12 protein-coding genes are annotated in these 16,541 nt (G+C 67.5%); 3 read left to right on the forward strand and 9 right to left on the reverse strand.

Translation table 11 applies throughout. The annotated features are described in order from the left end of the window. Nucleotides 1-119 precede the first annotated feature (119 nt). Nucleotides 120-677, forward strand: coding sequence for a TetR/AcrR family transcriptional regulator (locus VUG52_RS14850; RefSeq protein ID WP_050705341.1), 558 nt, complete (start codon nt 120-122; stop codon nt 675-677). Between the two features lie 3 nt (nt 678-680). Here VUG52_RS14850 and VUG52_RS14855 read toward each other — a convergent pair whose 3' ends face one another. From VUG52_RS14855 to peaA, 5 genes are all read right to left on the reverse strand, one after another. Then, nucleotides 681-2,363: an AMP-binding protein gene (locus tag VUG52_RS14855; RefSeq protein ID WP_331831690.1), complete on the reverse strand. Its 1,683-nt coding sequence runs from the start codon at nt 2,361-2,363 to the stop codon at nt 681-683. Nucleotides 2,364-2,525: 162 nt separating this feature from the next. After that, complete coding sequence (gene peaD / locus VUG52_RS14860; RefSeq protein ID WP_050705339.1) at nt 2,526-3,647, reverse strand: quinohemoprotein amine dehydrogenase subunit beta; 1,122 nt, start codon at nt 3,645-3,647, stop codon at nt 2,526-2,528. Between the two features lie 19 nt (nt 3,648-3,666). Continuing rightward, entirely contained in the window at nt 3,667-3,990 is a 324-nt protein-coding gene (gene qhpC, locus VUG52_RS14865) for a quinohemoprotein amine dehydrogenase subunit gamma (protein WP_050705338.1), read from the reverse strand. A 1-nt stretch (nt 3,991) separates the two neighbouring features. Beyond that, entirely contained in the window at nt 3,992-5,422 is a 1,431-nt protein-coding gene (gene peaB, locus VUG52_RS14870) for a quinohemoprotein amine dehydrogenase maturation protein (protein WP_262951783.1), read from the reverse strand. A 35-nt stretch (nt 5,423-5,457) separates the two neighbouring features. Beyond that, nucleotides 5,458-7,023 carry a quinohemoprotein amine dehydrogenase subunit alpha gene (gene peaA / locus VUG52_RS14875; protein WP_331831691.1) on the reverse strand — a complete coding sequence of 522 codons (1,566 nt, stop codon included), beginning with the start codon at nt 7,021-7,023 and terminating at the stop codon, nt 5,458-5,460. 514 nt (nt 7,024-7,537) lie between these two features. Here peaA and VUG52_RS14880 point away from each other — a divergent pair. Both VUG52_RS14880 and VUG52_RS14885 read left to right on the forward strand, forming a co-directional pair. Beyond that, on the forward strand, nt 7,538-9,031 hold the full coding sequence (locus tag VUG52_RS14880; protein ID WP_050705335.1) for an aldehyde dehydrogenase family protein: 1,494 nt from the start codon (nt 7,538-7,540) through the stop codon (nt 9,029-9,031). A gap of 100 nt (nt 9,032-9,131) precedes the next feature. Continuing rightward, nucleotides 9,132-10,445, forward strand: coding sequence for a hypothetical protein (locus tag VUG52_RS14885; RefSeq protein WP_050705334.1), 1,314 nt, complete (start codon nt 9,132-9,134; stop codon nt 10,443-10,445). A gap of 94 nt (nt 10,446-10,539) precedes the next feature. On the opposite strand, the gene qhpG is transcribed toward VUG52_RS14885, so the two are convergent. From qhpG to VUG52_RS14905, 4 genes are read right to left on the reverse strand one after another with little or no spacing between them, the layout of a single operon-like run. After that, nucleotides 10,540-11,829, reverse strand: coding sequence for a flavin-dependent monooxygenase QhpG (gene qhpG / locus VUG52_RS14890; protein ID WP_050705333.1), 1,290 nt, complete (start codon nt 11,827-11,829; stop codon nt 10,540-10,542). After that, entirely contained in the window at nt 11,822-12,499 is a 678-nt protein-coding gene (gene qhpE, locus VUG52_RS14895; RefSeq protein ID WP_050705332.1) for a subtilisin-like serine protease QhpE, read from the reverse strand. The genes qhpG and qhpE overlap by 8 nt, the downstream gene beginning before the upstream one ends. Next, nucleotides 12,489-14,216, reverse strand: coding sequence for an ABC transporter ATP-binding protein (locus VUG52_RS14900; RefSeq protein ID WP_050705331.1), 1,728 nt, complete (start codon nt 14,214-14,216; stop codon nt 12,489-12,491). Before VUG52_RS14900 ends, qhpE begins: the two co-directional genes overlap by 11 nt. 3 nt (nt 14,217-14,219) lie before the next feature. Further along, nucleotides 14,220-16,133, reverse strand: coding sequence for a sigma-54-dependent Fis family transcriptional regulator (locus VUG52_RS14905; RefSeq protein WP_050705330.1), 1,914 nt, complete (start codon nt 16,131-16,133; stop codon nt 14,220-14,222). Between the last annotated feature and the right edge of the window lie 408 nt (nt 16,134-16,541).

Raw genomic sequence — 16,541 nt, forward strand, 5'->3', positions numbered from 1 at the left:
GGCCCTTTCGCGGCACAAGGCCGCTCCTACAGGGAACGCGCGGCCCTTTATGAGATTTATTCGTCTCATATGATACAATTGTGGATATTTCGTCGCCGAACCCCGACTCGAGGTCCCACATGCGTAGACCCCTCCAGGAAGAGCGCCTGCTCAAAGCCCTGGCCCAGGCCATTGTCGTCCACCCCCGCGCCACCCTCAAGGAGCTGGCGGAAACCGCCGGGGTCAGCAAGGCCACCCTGCACCGTTTCTGCGGCACCCGCGATAACCTGGTGAAGCTGCTGGAAGACCACGGCGAGCAGGTGCTCAACCAGGTCATCCTCGAAGCCGACCTCGAGCGCATCGAACCGCTGGCCGGTATTCGCCACCTGATCGCCGAACACCTCAAGCACCGCGAACTGCTGATGTTCCTGATGTTCCAGTACCGCCCCGACACCTTGCTCAACGACGCCGAGGACCTGCGCTGGCAGGCCTATATCCAGGCCATGGACGCGTTCTTCCTGCGTGCCCAGCAGCTGGGCGTGCTGCGCATCGACATCAGCGCGGCAGTGTTCACCGAGATATTCATGACCCTGATCTACGGCATGGTCGATGCCGAGCACCGTGGCCGCGCCGCCAGCGCCAACACCGCGCAGACGGTCGAGCAGCTGTTCCTCAACGGTGCCCGGCCACAGGGCTGATGACTAGCGATCTGTGCCGCCGGCCAGTTCCTCGATGCTGATCTCGCGCATCCTGAACTTCTGCACCTTGCCGGTCACCGTCATCGGGAACGCGTCGACGAAACGGATATGCCGCGGCACCTTGAAATGGGCGATGCGCGCCCGCGCCCAGTCACGCAGCTCGTCCGCGCCCAGTGCCTGCCCCGGGTGCAGGCGGACCCAGGCGACGATCTCCTCGCCATAGCGGCTGCAGGGGATGCCGATCACCTGCACGTCGGCCACCGCCGGGTGGGTGAAGAAGAACTCCTCCAGCTCTCGCGGATAGATGTTCTCGCCGCCACGGATGATCATGTCCTTGCTGCGGCCGACGATGCGTACATAGCCTTCGTCGTCCATCACCGCCAGGTCGCCGGTGTGCATCCAGCCATCGGCATCGATGCTCTCGGCGGTGGCCTTGGGGTTGTTCCAGTAGCCGAGCATCACGCTGTAGCCGCGGGTGCACAGCTCGCCGATCTCGCCGCGTGCCAGGGTAGCGTCTGCGCTGTCGATCACCTTGCTCTCCAGCCACGGCTGGGTGCGGCCGACGCTGGTCACCCGGCGCTCCAGGTCGTCGGCGGCGCCGGTCTGCAACGACACCGGGCTGGTCTCGGTCATGCCGTAGGCGATCTGCACCTCGCCCATGTGCATCTCGTCGATCACCCGGCGCATCACCTCGATCGGACAGGTGGCGCCGGCCATGATGCCGGTGCGCAGGCTGCCCAGGTCGAACTCGTGGCGTCGCGGATGGTCGAGCTCGGCGATGAACATGGTCGGCACGCCGTACAGCGCGGTGGCGCGCTCCTCGGCAACGGCCTGCAGGGTCAGCAGCGGATCGAAGGCGTCGTTGGGGTAGATCAGGGTGCTGCCGTGGGTCATGCAACCGAGGTTGGCCATGACCATGCCGAAGCAGTGGTACAGCGGCACCGGCACCACCAGCCGGTCGTGCTCGGTCAGCCCGAGGCTTTCGCCGACCATGTAGCCGTTGTTGAGGATGTTGTGGTGGCTGAGGGTCGCGCCTTTGGGGAAACCGGTGGTGCCGGAGGTGTACTGGATGTTGATCGGCTCGTGCCGGTGCAGGCTGGCCTGGCGTGCGGCCAGTTGCCCGGCGTCGGTTTCGCCGGCGCGGGCCTGCAACGCCGGCCAGGCCAGGAAGCCATTGGGGGGCGTGGCGGCCAGGCTGACGACCCCGCGCAGCTCGGGCAGGCGCGCGCTGTGCAGCTCGCCCGGCCGGCAGGCGCCGAGCTCGGGGACCAGGTCCAGCAGCATGGCGTGGTAGTCGGAGGTCTTGAAGGCGTCGGCGCAGATCACCCATTGGCAGGCCGACTGGCCTAGGGCGTACTCCAGCTCGCTGGTGCGGTAGGCCGGGTTGATGTTGACCAGGATCGCGCCGATCTTGGCGCTGGCGAACTGGGTGATGCACCACTCGGCGCAGTTGGGTGCCCAGATGCCCAGGCGATCGCCGGCCTGCAGGCCCAGGGCGATCAGGGCGCGGGCTTGCTGGTCGACGGCGTCTGCCAGCTGCCGCCAGGTGTAGCGCAGGTGCTGGTGGCGAACCACCAGGGCTTCGCGGTCGGGGAAGCGGGCGACGGTGGCGTCGAAGGCGTCGCCGATGCAGTGGGTGAGCAATGGAATGGCTTTTGAGCCTTGGGTATGGCTGGGCTGGGGCATAGGGGCTCTCTTGTTGTGCGATCCCTGTAGGAGCGGCCTTGTGCCGCGAAAGGGCTGCAAAGCAGCCCCAATCTCGCTGTGACGCTGAAATCGCCGGGGGCGCTGCGCGCCCCTTTCGCGGCGCAAGGCCGCTCCTACACGGGGATGTGTAATCCCGGTCCTCTAGCGAACGAACACCTGCGGCGTGGTGGTCGACATGTCGCCACCAGGCAGCTTGATGTTCTTCACCTTCTCCAGCGTATTCGGGTCGAACACCGCCAGGTCGTTGAAGGTACCGCCCAGGTAGAGCTTGTCGCCGGCCTTGTCGAAGGTCACGCAGTAGTAGGTATGGTCGAGGTTGGCGGCCTTGACCAGTTTCTTCTGCTGGATGTCGTAGCGGGCCAGGCGGTTGAGCACGCCGTACATCTGGTTCGGATCCTTCGGCGAGCGCAGGCCGGTGAAGTACAGTTCGGTCAGCTCGGCGAACTCCTGGGTGTGGGCCTTGCCGGTCTTCAGGTCGATGCTCAGGTAGCCGTACAGCGGCTCGGCGGTGGCCGGGTCCTGCTTGGCATCCTTGAACTTCGCAATGGTGTAGAGCATCGAGAACTCATGCAACGAACTCTGGTGCGGCCAGAAGTACAGCACGTCCGGCGCGCTGTAGCCCGGGCGGTTCCAGCTGCGCAGTGGCAGCGCGACGCTGTACTTGCCGGTCTTGACGTCGAGCTTGTAGATGTCCGGCCCGGCCACGTACAGGCTGCCGTCGTCGGCGGCGCGCATCAGGTAGACCTGGCGCGGCATCGGGAAGCTGCGCACGGGCTTGGCGTTGAGGCCGTCGCTGGTGCGAAACACCTCCAGGCGCGGTGGCTTGACCACGTAGTGGTCGTTCAGGCGCTGGCTCGGGTTGACCGTGGCGTAGACCTCCTTGCCGTCGGGGCTGATGGCGAAGGAGTACATGGCCTTGCCGACCTCGCCCGGCACGCTGGAGAGGTTGGCGTGGAAAGTGGTCTTGCAGCTGTCCAGGTCGATGCCGTAGATATCGGCGAAATGGTTGTTCAGCACGTAGGCCGTGCGGTTGTCCGGCGCCATCATCGCCGTGCCGGGGCCGAACGAATCGGGCATGCGGCAGGTCTTGTACAGGGTGTCGCTGGCCACCTCGACCACGTGCAGGTTGTTCGGGTAGTTGGTGGCGATCAGGTATTCATGGCCGGCCTTCAAGGCCGGGCCTGCATCATCTGCCTGGGCCGCCCAGGCACAGGCCGTGGCGGCAACGGTGAGCGCGAGCTGCGCGCAGAATCCAGCTTTCATGCGGTTTCCCCTTGTCGTTCTATTTGTCTTTCGGGAATACGGTGCCGAGGTTGCGCCAGTCTTCGGCGGAGTTGGTCGCCTGGGCGTTCCAGTCCTGGTAGGTGCTCATCATGTCCGGCACCTGGGCCGGCCACCAGCAAGGGTCGGAGCAGCCGTACAGGTCTGCCTCCATCGGCTGGCACAACGAGCTGACGCCGCCGAAGGCATCCACTTCCCAGCCCGGGTCGGTGGTGGCGGTGCAGCCGGCCACGGCGCTCATGGCCAGCACTTCGTCGACGCGGTCTTCGGCGGCGGCCTGTTCAAGGATGCGCGCCTTGTTGTTCAGCGGTTTGAGGTGCTTCATGTCAGTGCGCCTTCCTGGGAGTGATGTAGCGATCGATGAAGGCCGGGTTGGCGGCCATGATGCGGCTGTAGACCTCGATGCCGAAGTCGACCCAGTCGCGCATCAGCTCGCAGTAGTGGTAGGTCGGGTGCTGCGGATCGCCGTAGCGGGCATAGCTCTCGTGGTAGCAGCCGCCGGAACACAGGTTGCGGATGCGGCAGCTGTCGCAGCCGGTGCCGCTGCGGTCCAGACGTTGCGAGAGAAAGTCGTTGAGCTGCGCCTGCTTCACGCCCTGGTGCACGTTGCCAAAGGTCGGCAGGCTGGAGCCGGTGAAACGGTGGCACAGGTTCAGCTCGCCCTCGTGGTCGACCGCCAGCATCTTCAACCCGGCCCCGCATGGCAGGGCCTTCTTGTGGCCCTCGTGGATATCGGTGATCAGCTGGTGCAGGTTGGAGAAACCGATGTTTCGGTGCTCCAGCGCCGCCTCCAGGTAGCGCCGGCCCAGGGCCTTCATGTTGGCGAACACCTGCACCAGCTCGTCGCCTGTGAGGTTGTAGTCGGCCATGTCGCCGGAGGTCACCGGGGCGAAACCGACCTCGGCGAACCCCAGTTCGTTGAACAGGTGGTTCCAGATGGTCTCGATGTCGGTGATGCCTCGGGTCAGGGTGACCCGCGCCCCCACCGGCCGGCTGCGGTAGCGTGACAGCAGCATGTCGGCCTTGCGCCGCACCACATCGTAGGTGCCTTGCCCGCCCACGGTGATGCGATTGCGGTCGTGCACGGTCTTGGGCCCGTCGATGCTGACCGACAAACCGAAACGGTGGGCGTCGAGCCAGTCGACGATCTCCTCGGTCAGCAAGGTGGCGTTGGTGGTCATGATGAACTCGACCTGCTTGCCCGCTTCGGCGAAACGCCGCTCGCAGTAGGCCACCATGTGCTCGATCAGCGCCCGGTTGGAAAGCGGCTCGCCACCGAAAAACACCACGCTGTAGCGCTGCTCGTCGGGCGACTCCTTGAGCAGCATCTCCACCGAGGCCTCGGCGGTGGCCGTGTTCATCTTGCGCCCGGCCGAGGGCTTGTCGAGGTCTTCCTTGTAGCAGTAGGTGCAGCTCAGGTTGCAGCCGGTGTTGACGTTGAGCACCACGGTGTTCAGCGCCGTGCGCTCGACCTGTTTCAGGGCGATCTCCGGGGTCAGCGGCGAGCCGTCGCTGACCACCTCAAGTGCGATCAGCTCGCGCAGGGTTTCCTCGATGTCCTGCCCGGAAAACTGCTGGCCGAGGCGTTGCATCAGCTCCTCGGCGGAGCAGCCCTGGCGGCGCAAGGTGTCGATGATGCCGCCGGTCACCGCGTCGGCGGCGAACAGCGAACTGCTGGGGATATGGAACAGCATGCGGTCGGCATCCACCTGCACTTCGTGCAGGTTGCGTTCGACCAGGTTCAGTAGTGCGCCCATGGCGACCTCCCGGGATTCGATGCGTCAGTTGATGCCTATGGCAGTGGCGGATTGTTCCAGCGTTGCACGGTGACGATCATGTGACCCTCGCCCTGCTGGCCGCCGTCGGCGAGGGTGGCGATCACCTTCAGGTTGCCGGCGTTGTTGGTCATCATCTTGCGCGCGGGGTTGGGCCCTGCCCCGCCCGGCACGAACACGCCATCGGCCTGCATCTGCCCGGCGAACCTGACGTCCTCGTCCTCGACCGCGCGTTCGTTGAACGGCTCGACCTTCCAGCTGGCCGGCAGGTAGCCGATGCGCAGCGGCTGGCCGCTGGCGTCCCTGCCCCAGGCCTCGGCCTCGAAGCGGCCCTGGACCTTGGGCACCGAGGCGCCGTTCTCGCCGATGCGGGCAATGGAGAATGCCGGCACCACCTTGACCTCCTCGACCTTGTCGTACACCGCCAGCGTCCCCCCCTTGAGCGCGCCGACCGCCACTTCACGCTGGCCGCTCGCGGCGTTCTGGGCGGCACGCGCCCTGACCCGGATCAGCGTCGGCGTCGACTCCAGCACCTCGGTCACCTCAACGCCCGCGCCCAGGTCGGGCTTGCCGGACAGGTCGCTGCCCACCAGGCTGATCTCGCTGTCGCCACCGGCCTTGATGAACGCTGGCTGCACCGCCAGCAGGCGGCCCTGGCCGGCCTTGGCGGCAATGAAGTCCAGGCCGCGCTCGTCGTGCTCGGCCTCGAACATGCGGCCCTTCATCTGGCCGTCGATGGCGGCGAACACCTGGCGCAGGTTGGCTTCGCCGACCTTGACGTTGCCACGCCATTCGTAGCCGTTGTAGAGGATCGCCGAGCCGCTGCCGTTGAACGGCGTGCCGTCGGCATAGGCGCCCTTGAGCTCGACCTTGAAGGTGTCGCCCTGCTCGGCGCTGACCGTCATCACCCCGCGCACGTCGCCCTTGGCCAGCATGTGGCCGCTGAACGCCCAATGCCCAGCCAGGACCTTGGACTCGGGCCGCGCCTTGAGCCACTCGGCCCAGGCCGGATTGTCGAGGGGGAAGCGCTTGGCCAGGTCCGGCACCATCTGCTTGAGGGCGATGTCCAGCCAGTCGCGGTCACGGGCCTGGGCCTGGTACTCCAGGGACGGCCACTGGCCGAGGTGGAAGTTGACCAGGTGTTCCCATTCTCTGGCCGGACGCCGCTGCAGGGCGACCCGGGCGCCGGAGTGGCAACGGCCGCACATCTGGCTGAGCTGATCGTCGAAGTGCTCGACGGTGTTCAGCCGGCGCTCCATGGCGTAGCGCACGCCCTCGGTCTCGCTGGGCGCCAGGCCCTGCTTGTCGGCCAGGTACTTGACCAGGGTGCGGCGCTCGTCGTCGCTGATCGAAAGGCCATGCATCACCTGCATGCGGGCGATGCTCATCAGCCAGCCTTCCGGGGTCTTGCGCTGGTGGCTGATGCGGCTGTAGCTGTCGTTGCCTTCGGGGACATGGCAACCCATGCACTTGTTCTGCAACAGGCTCGGGCCCTGCTCGGCCGCCATGGCCTGGGCGGACAGCAGTGCGGTGGCGACCAGCGCCAGGGTGCCCGCTTGCCGCCGGAGTCGAGTCGTCTTCAAGGTCAGACCTCCACGGTGTTGTTCTTATCGTTATTCGCACGCTTGGATACAGCGGTGTGCATGTGACAGTTGCGATACAGGAAGTGTGCCAGTTGCAGCAAAAATGTTATGGATCAGTGAGTTGCCTTGGTTTTGCGGGTATGGGCCAGCGTCTGGGGTTGTAGGTGAACGTCCCATTTCGCGACTGGGTGTTTCACCTTGAGACATTTGCCGGGGCTGGCAATGCCGGGGCTGCTTCGCAACCCTTTCGCGGCACAAGGCCGCTCCTACAGGAAACCGTGATCCTCTGTAGGAGCGGCCTTGTGCCGCGAAAGGGCCGCACAGCGGCCCCAGCGCCCGCGAACCTGTATCACATGACGTCTCACCCGATCTCAATATGCAACAGATCAACCCTTGTTCTTTCTACTCCCAATCCGGCAAAAGCCACCACTAGCTGGGCCTACCCGGCATCCGAGTCCTTTGGCACGCCCATTGCCCCTGCCCTGGTCACAACCCTGACAAGAGGCACCGCCCCATGCATTCCGAACTGCCGATCCTCCCCGCCACACGCGACTTCCTCGCACGCAAGCTCAGGATGCGCATCGGCGCCGACTGGCAGGACGCCGCCAGCGGCCGCACCATGACCTTGCGCAACCCGGCCACCGGCGAGGTCCTCGGCGAAGTGCCCGCGGCCGAGGCCCAGGACGTGGACCGTGCCGTGCAGGCCGCGCGCCAGACCTTCGACAATTCGGCCTGGAGCCGCACACGCCCGCGTGAACGGCAGAACCTGCTGTGGCGCCTGGCCGACCTGATGCAGCGCGATGCCCGGGAGCTGGCCGAGCTGGAATGCCTGAACAACGGCAAGAGCGCCGCCGTGGCCCAGGCGATGGACGTGCAGTTGGCCATCGATTTCTTGCGCTACATGGCCGGCTGGGCCACCAAGCTCGAAGGCAGCACGGTCGAGCCCTCGCTGCCGCTGATGCCCGACGATCAGTTCCACGGCTTCATCCGCCGCGAAGCGGTCGGCGTGGTCGGCGCCATCGTCGCCTGGAACTTCCCGCTGCTGCTGGCCTGCTGGAAGCTCGGTCCGGCCCTGGCCACCGGCTGCACCGTGGTCCTCAAGCCGGCCGACGAAACCCCGCTGACCGCGCTGAAGCTCGCCGAGCTGGTGAGCGAGGCCGGTTACCCGGACGGCGTGTTCAACGTGATCACCGGCACCGGGCTGAACGCCGGCGCCGCCCTGAGCCGTCACCCGGGCGTGGACAAGCTGACCTTCACCGGCTCCACCGAGGTCGGCAAGCTGATCGGCAAGGCCGCCATGGACAACATGACCCGCGTCACCCTGGAGCTGGGCGGCAAGTCGCCGACCATCGTCCTGCCCGACGCCAACCTGCAGCAAGCCGCCGCCGGCGCCGCCACGGCGATCTTCTTCAACCAGGGCCAGGTATGCTGCGCCGGCTCCCGGCTGTACGTGCACCGCAAGCACTTCGACAACGTGGTGGCCGATATCGCCGGCATCGCCAACGCCATGAAACTGGGCAACGGCCTGGACCCCACCGTGCAGATGGGGCCGCTGATCTCGGCCAAGCAGCAGGACCGGGTTACCGGCTACATCGACCTGGGTCGCGAGCTGGGCGCGACCGTCGCCTGCGGCGGCGAAGGCTTCGGCCCAGGCTACTTCGTCAAGCCGACGGTGATCGTCGACGTGGACCAGCGCCACCGCCTGGTACAGGAGGAAATCTTCGGCCCGGTGTTGGTGGCCATGCCATTCGACGACCTCGACGAGGTGGTGCGCATGGCCAACGACAACCCCTACGGGCTGGGCGCGAGCATCTGGTCCAACGACCTCGCCGCGGTGCACCGGATGATCCCGCGGATCAAGTCCGGGTCGGTGTGGGTGAACTGCCACAGCGCGCTGGACCCGGCGCTGCCGTTCGGCGGCTACAAGCTCTCCGGCGTCGGTCGCGAGATGGGCGCGGCGGCGATCGAGCACTACACCGAGCTGAAGTCGGTGTTGATCAAGCTCTAGCCTGAAAGCCCGCTCCCACAACAGATGGCCTTCAAGTCGTGGGAGCGGGCTTGCCCCGCGATAGAAACACCAAGACCACAATAAAAACATGGAGCACACCATGACGCACAAACTCGCCTGCACATTGGCCCTGCTGCTGGCCTCGCCCCTCACCCAGGCGCATGAACTCTACAACAACGCCGGCACCACCCTGGACGCCAACCTCGAAGCCCTGTTCGGCGTCTTCCACAGCGACGAGAGCTTCGACCAGTTCGGCAACCGCCAGCCCGGCAGCAGCAACTGGCGCGAGGGCTACGTCAAATACGGCCTGAGCGCCAGCCAGGCCCTGGCCGACAGCGGCACGCTGTACGGTGCCTTCAGCCTGCTCAGCTCGGCCACCTGGGGCGATGGCGACGCCGCCGGTTTCACCCTCGGCAACGAGCGTCGCACCGGCGTCGAGGACGCCTACCTCGGCTGGCGCTCGGGCAACCTGTTCCCGGCCCTCGGCGAAGATGGCATCGACCTCTCCGGCGGTCGCCAGGTCATCACCCTCGGCGACGGCTTCCTGATCCAGGGCGACCCGGTCAATGCCGGCAATGTCGACCTGGGCGCCGATTTCGACCGTGGCGGCGCCTACTACCTGGCGGCGCGCAAGGCCTTCGACCGCACCGCCGTGCTGCGCCTGGGCGGCAAGCAAGGCTGGCGTGGCGACCTGATGTGGCTCAAGTCCGACAACCCGTTCCAGGCCGACACCGCCATGGCGGTGGCCAACCTCGAACATGTCGCCGACGCAGGCACCGTGGGCCTGAGCTGGATCCACGGCCTGGATGTCGACCGCCGCTACGCCGAGATCCTCGGCCTGGAACACCGCGACGGCATGGACACGTTGAGCCTGCGCGGGCGCGGCAACCTGGGGGTGAAGGACCTGGAGCTGGCCGCCGAGTACGTCACCCAGGACCGCACTGGCGGACGCGAGAACGCCTGGTACCTGGAGGGCAACTGGACCTTCTCCGCACTGCCCTGGTCGCCCACCGCCACCTACCGCTACAGCCGCTTCTCGGAGCATTTCGACCCGCTGTTCTATGGCCTGAGCCGTGGCTACGGCACCTGGTTCCAGGGCGAGGTGGCCGCCAACTACGCCGGGCCCTTCAACAGCAACACCCAGGTGCACCATGTGGCACTCAAGGCCACGCCGCGAGAGGGCCTGACCGTGGGGGCGCTGTACTTTGACTTCGACACGCTCGAGACCGACCAGGGCAACCTGGGTGGGCGCGAGGTGGACCTGTATGTGGAGTGGATGGTCAACGAACACTGGCTGATCAGCCCGCTGGTGGGGTTCTATACCCCACAGCGCAGTGCGCAGGATGGCGGCGTGCAGCTGGGTGGGCGGGAGAGCGGGACATACCTGCAATTGGTGGTCGGGACGTTCTTCTAGACCAAAGGCCCTATCGCGGGGCAAGCCCGCTCCCACGCAAGGTTTGCTGACTGATGCAGCACCGGTGGGAGCGGGCTTGCCCCGCGATGAATCCTCAGCAGAAACCTTGTACGCGCAACCAGCGCGCAACCATCGGCTGGTGCGCCTGTGTCACCAGGCGCTCCAGGCCGATGCCAGCCTGTACGCCACGCACCACCGGCGCCAGCTCGACACCCTGCAGGTGCCACACCCCCAGCGGCTGGTCCGCCGTCACCACCACCTCGGCCTCTTCCACCCAACCATCACGCAGCACCGGGCGTCGCTCCACCCGCACCGCCTGCCAGTCCGCAGCCGCGTGCAGCGGCTGCGCATCCGGCCACCCTCGGCGCCGAGCCCAGAACGGCTGTGCGCCGCGCTGCGCTTCCTGCGCGTAAAAATCCCGGCCGATCCGGGCAAAACGCAGGAACAGCTGCTCGACCCGCGTCTGATGGAAGCGCTGCGCCAAGTCCGCCTGTCCGGGTCGTTGCAACAGGGTATTGATCACCACGGGCGCCTGCAGCGCCGAGGACAACGACTGGAAGATGCCATTTCCCGACAGCGGGTCGACCGCCATCGCGGCATCGCCAACCCGCAGCCAGTCCGGGCCCGCGCAGTTGCCGGCGAGGATCGCCGTGCTGCTACGGGCATGCACCTGGGCGGGAGCGAAGGCCCGCTCATCGAACAGCTGCGCCACCAGCACCGAACCACACCGACGCTCGGCACAGTATTCGGGCAAGGCCGCCTTGCCCGGCAGCTGCGCCGCCGTCGCGTCCAGCGTCACCTGCCAGTAGCAGCGGCCATCGGCCAGTCGCGCCATCCAGGCCCAGCCGTCGTCCAGGCTCTCCACCGCCGAGGCCGGCGTGCCGGGCGCGGCCTGCCAGAGGTTGAGCAGGCTGACGGTCTCCGGCCCGCGCAGGCGACCTTCGCTCAACGGGGCCTGGCGACCACGGGCCTCGACCAGGAACTCGCCGTGCAGGGTGCGACCGTCGTCCAGGTGTATCCGGTACTCCTGCCCCCGCTCCACCTCGCGCACACGCCCTTCGATCAGCTCGACACCGGCGCGGCGCAGGTCATCGCGCAGGGCCTGGTCGAAACGCTGACGATCGAGCAGGCATTCCTGGTTCGGTTGCAGCCGCTCGCCGTTCCAGTGCACCTGGCGCGTGGCCGGCGTGGTGGCCTCGGCCAGGGCGGCGCCCAGGCCCGCATGACGCAGGCCCTCCAGCACCCGCTGCGACACGCCTTCCACCGCGGCAAAGCGGCGCCAGTCGGACACCACCGTGACGGGGTAGCCCATCCGTCGCAGCCCCAGGGCCGTGGCCGCGCCGGCAGGTCCGGCGCCGAGTACCAGGATGCTTGCTTCAGGCATTGATCGGCCCCTTGCGCTCAGGGCCGGCGAACGCCGCGTGGGTTTTCAGCCACCGCAACAGCGCCTCCCGGGTCATGCCGGGCTCATCGCGCAGCAGGGCCGCCACCCGGCCGCTGAATGCGGCGCAGGCCAGACTGGCGCCTGCCCCGCCATCGCTACCGACCGCCGCGCCGAAGTCGGCCTGGGCCGTGTCCAGCCACGACCACTGCCCGGCAGCGCAGCGGGCATCGCCGGTCACGCGGATGACCCCAGGGTAGCTGGCCGGGTACACCGGCTCGCCCCGCGCCGGGCTGGAGGCGCACAGCAGCACCCCGGCGGCCACGGCCTCGGCGCAGGCCTGGCGCAGCACCGGGCGGTCCTGGCGCAGGCCCAGGCTCAGGTTGACCACGCTCGCGCCGGCTTCCACCAGCCACAACAGACCAGCCGCCACCTGCAAGGCACTGGTGCTGCCCTGCCCGGCGAACACCTGGGCCAGCAGCACGGGCTGGGCGCCGGACTCGGCGCGCAGCCGCGCCAGCACGGCGCTGCCATGGCCCAAGGCGTCCGGTAGCAAGTCACCCTCGCGCAACATGCCCTCTTCGAGCCAGAAGCGACGCGCATCCAGCAGGCCGGTTTCCTGCTCCGGCGAGCAGCCGCTGTCGATCACGCCAATCCACGGTTCAGCGGCCATGGTCGGCGGGCTCCTTGCTGCGCAACTGCCCGCCGTGCAGCTCAAGGTGCAGGTTGGCATCGGCGAGGGTCGAGGCGCGGTGGCTGATGAGAATCCGCGTGCGCCCGGCGAACAGCTGGTCGATGGCGGCGATCACCTCGCGCTCGGTGGCTTCATCCACCGCCGAGGTGGCTTCGTCCAGTACCAGGATCGCCGGTTGCTGCAGCAGCGCCCGGGCGATGGCGATGCGTTGCTTCTGCCCACCGGACAGCTGCTGGCCACGCTCGCCCAGCAAGCCGTCGAGCCCCAGCGGCAGGCTCTGTACCAGGCTCTCCAGGCGGGTCAGGCGCACCACCCGCTCGAGGTCGTCACGGCTGGCCTGGGGCGTGCTGTAGGCCAGGTTCTGCGCCAGGGTGCCGCGAAACAGCACGATGTCCTGGCTGACCACGGCGATGCGTCGCCGCAGGGCCTGCAGGTCCAGCTCGCGCAGGTCGACGCCATCGAGCAGGATGCGTCCGCCATCGGGGTCGTAGAAGCGTTGCAACAGGTCGATCAGCGTCGACTTGCCGACGCCGGAGGCGCCACTGATGGCGACCTTGGCCCCGGCCGGCAGGCAGGCATCGACCTTGTCCAGCACCCTCCCCTGGCGCCCGTCGTGGGCGAAGCTCACCGCGTCCAGGCGCAGCTCGCCGGGCCCCTGCGGCATGGGTTTGGGATCATCCGCCTCGCGCACCGCGACCGCCTCCCGCTTGAGTTCCATCACCCGCCCCAGGCTCACGGCCATCCGCTGCACCGCCACGTACAGGCCCAGCAGGCTCTGCACCGGGCCGACGGCCATGCCCATGTAGGTGGAAAACGCGATCAGCGCGCCCAGCTGCCAGGTCCCCTGGATCACCCACCAGCCGCCGACCAGGAACGCACATGCCCGGCACCAGGAGGTCAGAGTGCCGGGCACCGCCTGGGTGAAGAACTCGGTGACCTGTACCTTGAGCAACTGCCCCATGTAGCCCTGGCCCAGCCGGTCGAGGCGTTCGGCCTCGCGCTGCTGCTGGCCGGCGGCCTGGATGAACTTCATCGCCGGCAGCGTCTCGACCAGGAACGACGACACGTCCGCCGAGCGCTCGCGCAGGCTGCGCACCTCGCGCTCGACCTTGCGCCGCATCCAGCGCAGCCACAGCACCTCGAGCGGAATCAGCAGCGCCAGCAGCAGCGACAGCTGCCAGGACAGCATCAGCATCAGGGCCACCGCGCCGACCAGGCCGATCAGCGCCGACACTGCCGAGAACAGCGAGTCCACGGCAAAGCGCTGGATCTCGGCGACATCGCCGTCCAGCCGCGACAGGATGTCACCGGTGCGCCGCCGCCCATAGAAGGTCGGCGACAGCCGTTGCAAGTGGCGGTACAAGTCGTCGCGCAGGGCGAAAAGGATGCGCCCGGACAGCCGCGTGTGCAGGTAGCGGTTGACCCCGGCCAGCACGGTGCCGAGCAGGCCAGCGACGATCATGATCGCCGCCATGTGCCAGAGGGTCTGGTAGTCCTTGGCCAGCAGCCCCTCGTCGATCAGCGTCTTGACCAGCCAGGGTTGCGCCAGGGCCAGCAGCGAGGCGCCCAGGGACAGCGCCAGCAGCACGCCGATGGCGCCACGGTGTGGACGCACGAAGCCATACAGCCAGGCCAGCGCCTGACGCATCAGCGCCGGGTCGCGGGATTCGATCAGCCGGGAAAACAGTCCGCCCATGGCTCAACCACGCAACTGCTTGAGCTTGCGGTACAGCGTCGCGCGGCTGATGCCCAGGGCCTCGGCCGCTGCCGAGACGTTGCCCTGATGCCGGGCCAGGGCGGCGCGGATCAGCTCCAGTTCGTTGTCGCGCAGGCTGCCGGACGGCGCGGCGCCGCTGGCCAGCTCGTCGAGCAGGCAGTCGGTGAGGTGGTCGAGGGTCAGCACCTGCTCGCCCTCCTCGCGCATCGCCAGGGCGGTGCGCACCACCATCTCCAGCTGGCGGATGTTGCCCGGCCAGTCGAAGTTCTCCAGCAGCGCCACCAATGGCGCATCGAGGCGCACGCCCCTGGCCCCGGACTTGTCCAGCAGGCCCTGGATGAGCGTCGCCAGGTCGTCGCGCTCGCGCAGTGCCGGCAGGCGCAGGGATACGCCGTTGACCCGGTAGTAGAGGTCTTCGCGGAACTGCTTGTCGGCGACCAGTCGCTTGAGGTCACGGTGGGTGGCGCAGATCAGCGCCACGTCGATGTCCTGCTCGTCGCCGGCGCCCAGCGGCGCCACCCGACGCTCCTGCAGGACACGCAACAGGCGCGCCTGCAAGGCCAGTGGCATGTCGCCGATCTCGTCGAGGAACAGCGTGCCGCCATGGGCCTGCATCAGCCGCCCGACCATGCCGCCACGGCGCGAGCCGGTGAAGGCGCCCTCACGGTAGCCGAACAGCTCGGACTCGATCAGGCCCTCGGGAATCGCCGCGCAGTTGACCGCCACGAACGGCTTGTCGGCCCGCGGGCCGGACTGGTGCAGGGCACGGGCGGCAACTTCCTTGCCGGTACCGGTTTCGCCCAACAGCAGCACCGGCAAGCCATTGGCCAGGCCCTGGCGGGCCATGCGCAGGGCACGCGCCAGGCGTGCATCGCCGCCGGCCAGGGCCTCCAGGGCCTGGGTCTTGGCCGGTTCGGCCGGCCTGGCGGCGGGCGTCGGACCACTGATACGGCCATGCCGTGGCAGCTGCAAGGCGCGGAAGAAGAATTCGCCCTTGGCGGTCTGCACGCTGCTGACACCGCCCTGCCACAGGCGGGCGATGAATGCCGGCGAACGCTCGCCCAGCAGGTCGCTGCTGCGCCGCCCAAGCAGTGTCTGGCGCGGCATCTGCAGCAACTGGCAGGCATTGTCGTTGGCCGCCAGCACCTCGCCTTCCAGGCTCAGCGCCAGCAGGCCCTGCCAGGCGCTGGCCAGGTACTGCGGCCGACTGTGGAAGGCCAACACCAGGTGCTCGGGGTGATACAGCCCGAACAACCGGCTTTCGATATTGCCGGCGGCCAGCAGCAGCGTGGTGAGGCTGTCCTGGGGCTGGGCCATGACGCCTTCACGGGTCACATCAAGCACGCCGATCACCTCGCCACGCGGATCGCGCAGGGGCACCGAAGTGCAGGAGAACGGGCTGAGCCGGTCGAGATAGTGCTCGCCGCAGTTGATCAGGGTCGGCTGCCCCTCGACCACCGCCGTGCCGATGGCGTTGGTGCCGCGCAGGGCCTCGCTCCAGCAACTGCCCGGGTGCAGGTCGCGCAGGCCCTCGCGCTCGAGTGTCTGCTTCTGGCCCTCGATGGCCAGTACGTTGGCCTGGGCATCACCGAGGATGACGATGCCGCTCTTGCCCTGGCGCTTGACCAGGTAATCCAGTTCGGGGGTGACCGCGTCGATCAGCAGCCGGTTGTGCTCCAGCAGCGCGCGCAGGTCCAGGCCATGGCGGATGCCCAGGCCCACCTGCTCGCCCTGCAGGCAGTCCAGGCCGTGGCCGAGGCTGCGGCGCCAGGAGGCGTCGATCTCATCACGCAGCATGCCGGAGGGCAGCTCGCCTTCATTGGCCAGTTTCAGGCGGACCAGGCGGGATTGCTGCAGCGGGTCGTTGGCGTTTGTTGTTGGAAGTTGTCGCGCCATTGCGTGCTCCAGGGGTGCCCCGCTAAGGCGGGGCAATGGGCATCGGATTTTTCGGCAGTGTGCGTCAGAAATCGTTGGCAGTCATCAGGTATGCGCTGGGAGGGGTATGCCGGGTGATGTATGCCGGGGAATTTTCAGCGCCTATCAGATCGAGCGCCGCCCGCGCGGCGCATCGCGACGCAAGGCCGCTCCTACATTTGTTGCAACGTGCCAAACCTGTCAGGCCATGGTTGCCCGCCTTGGCACATGTCTTGAGACAGGTGGAGCGCCATTGGTGCCCACACTGAAACCGCGTCGTACCAACAAGGCGTACCAGGTGATGGCACAGGATTGACTGGCCCGAAACAGATGTAGGAGCGGCCTTGCGTCGCGATGCGCCGCGCGGGCGGCGCTCGATCTCATAAGCGC

Origin of the sequence: Pseudomonas sp. LH21 (assembly GCF_036549575.1) — a bacterium.
GTDB lineage: Bacteria > Pseudomonadota > Gammaproteobacteria > Pseudomonadales > Pseudomonadaceae > Aquipseudomonas > Aquipseudomonas peradeniyensis.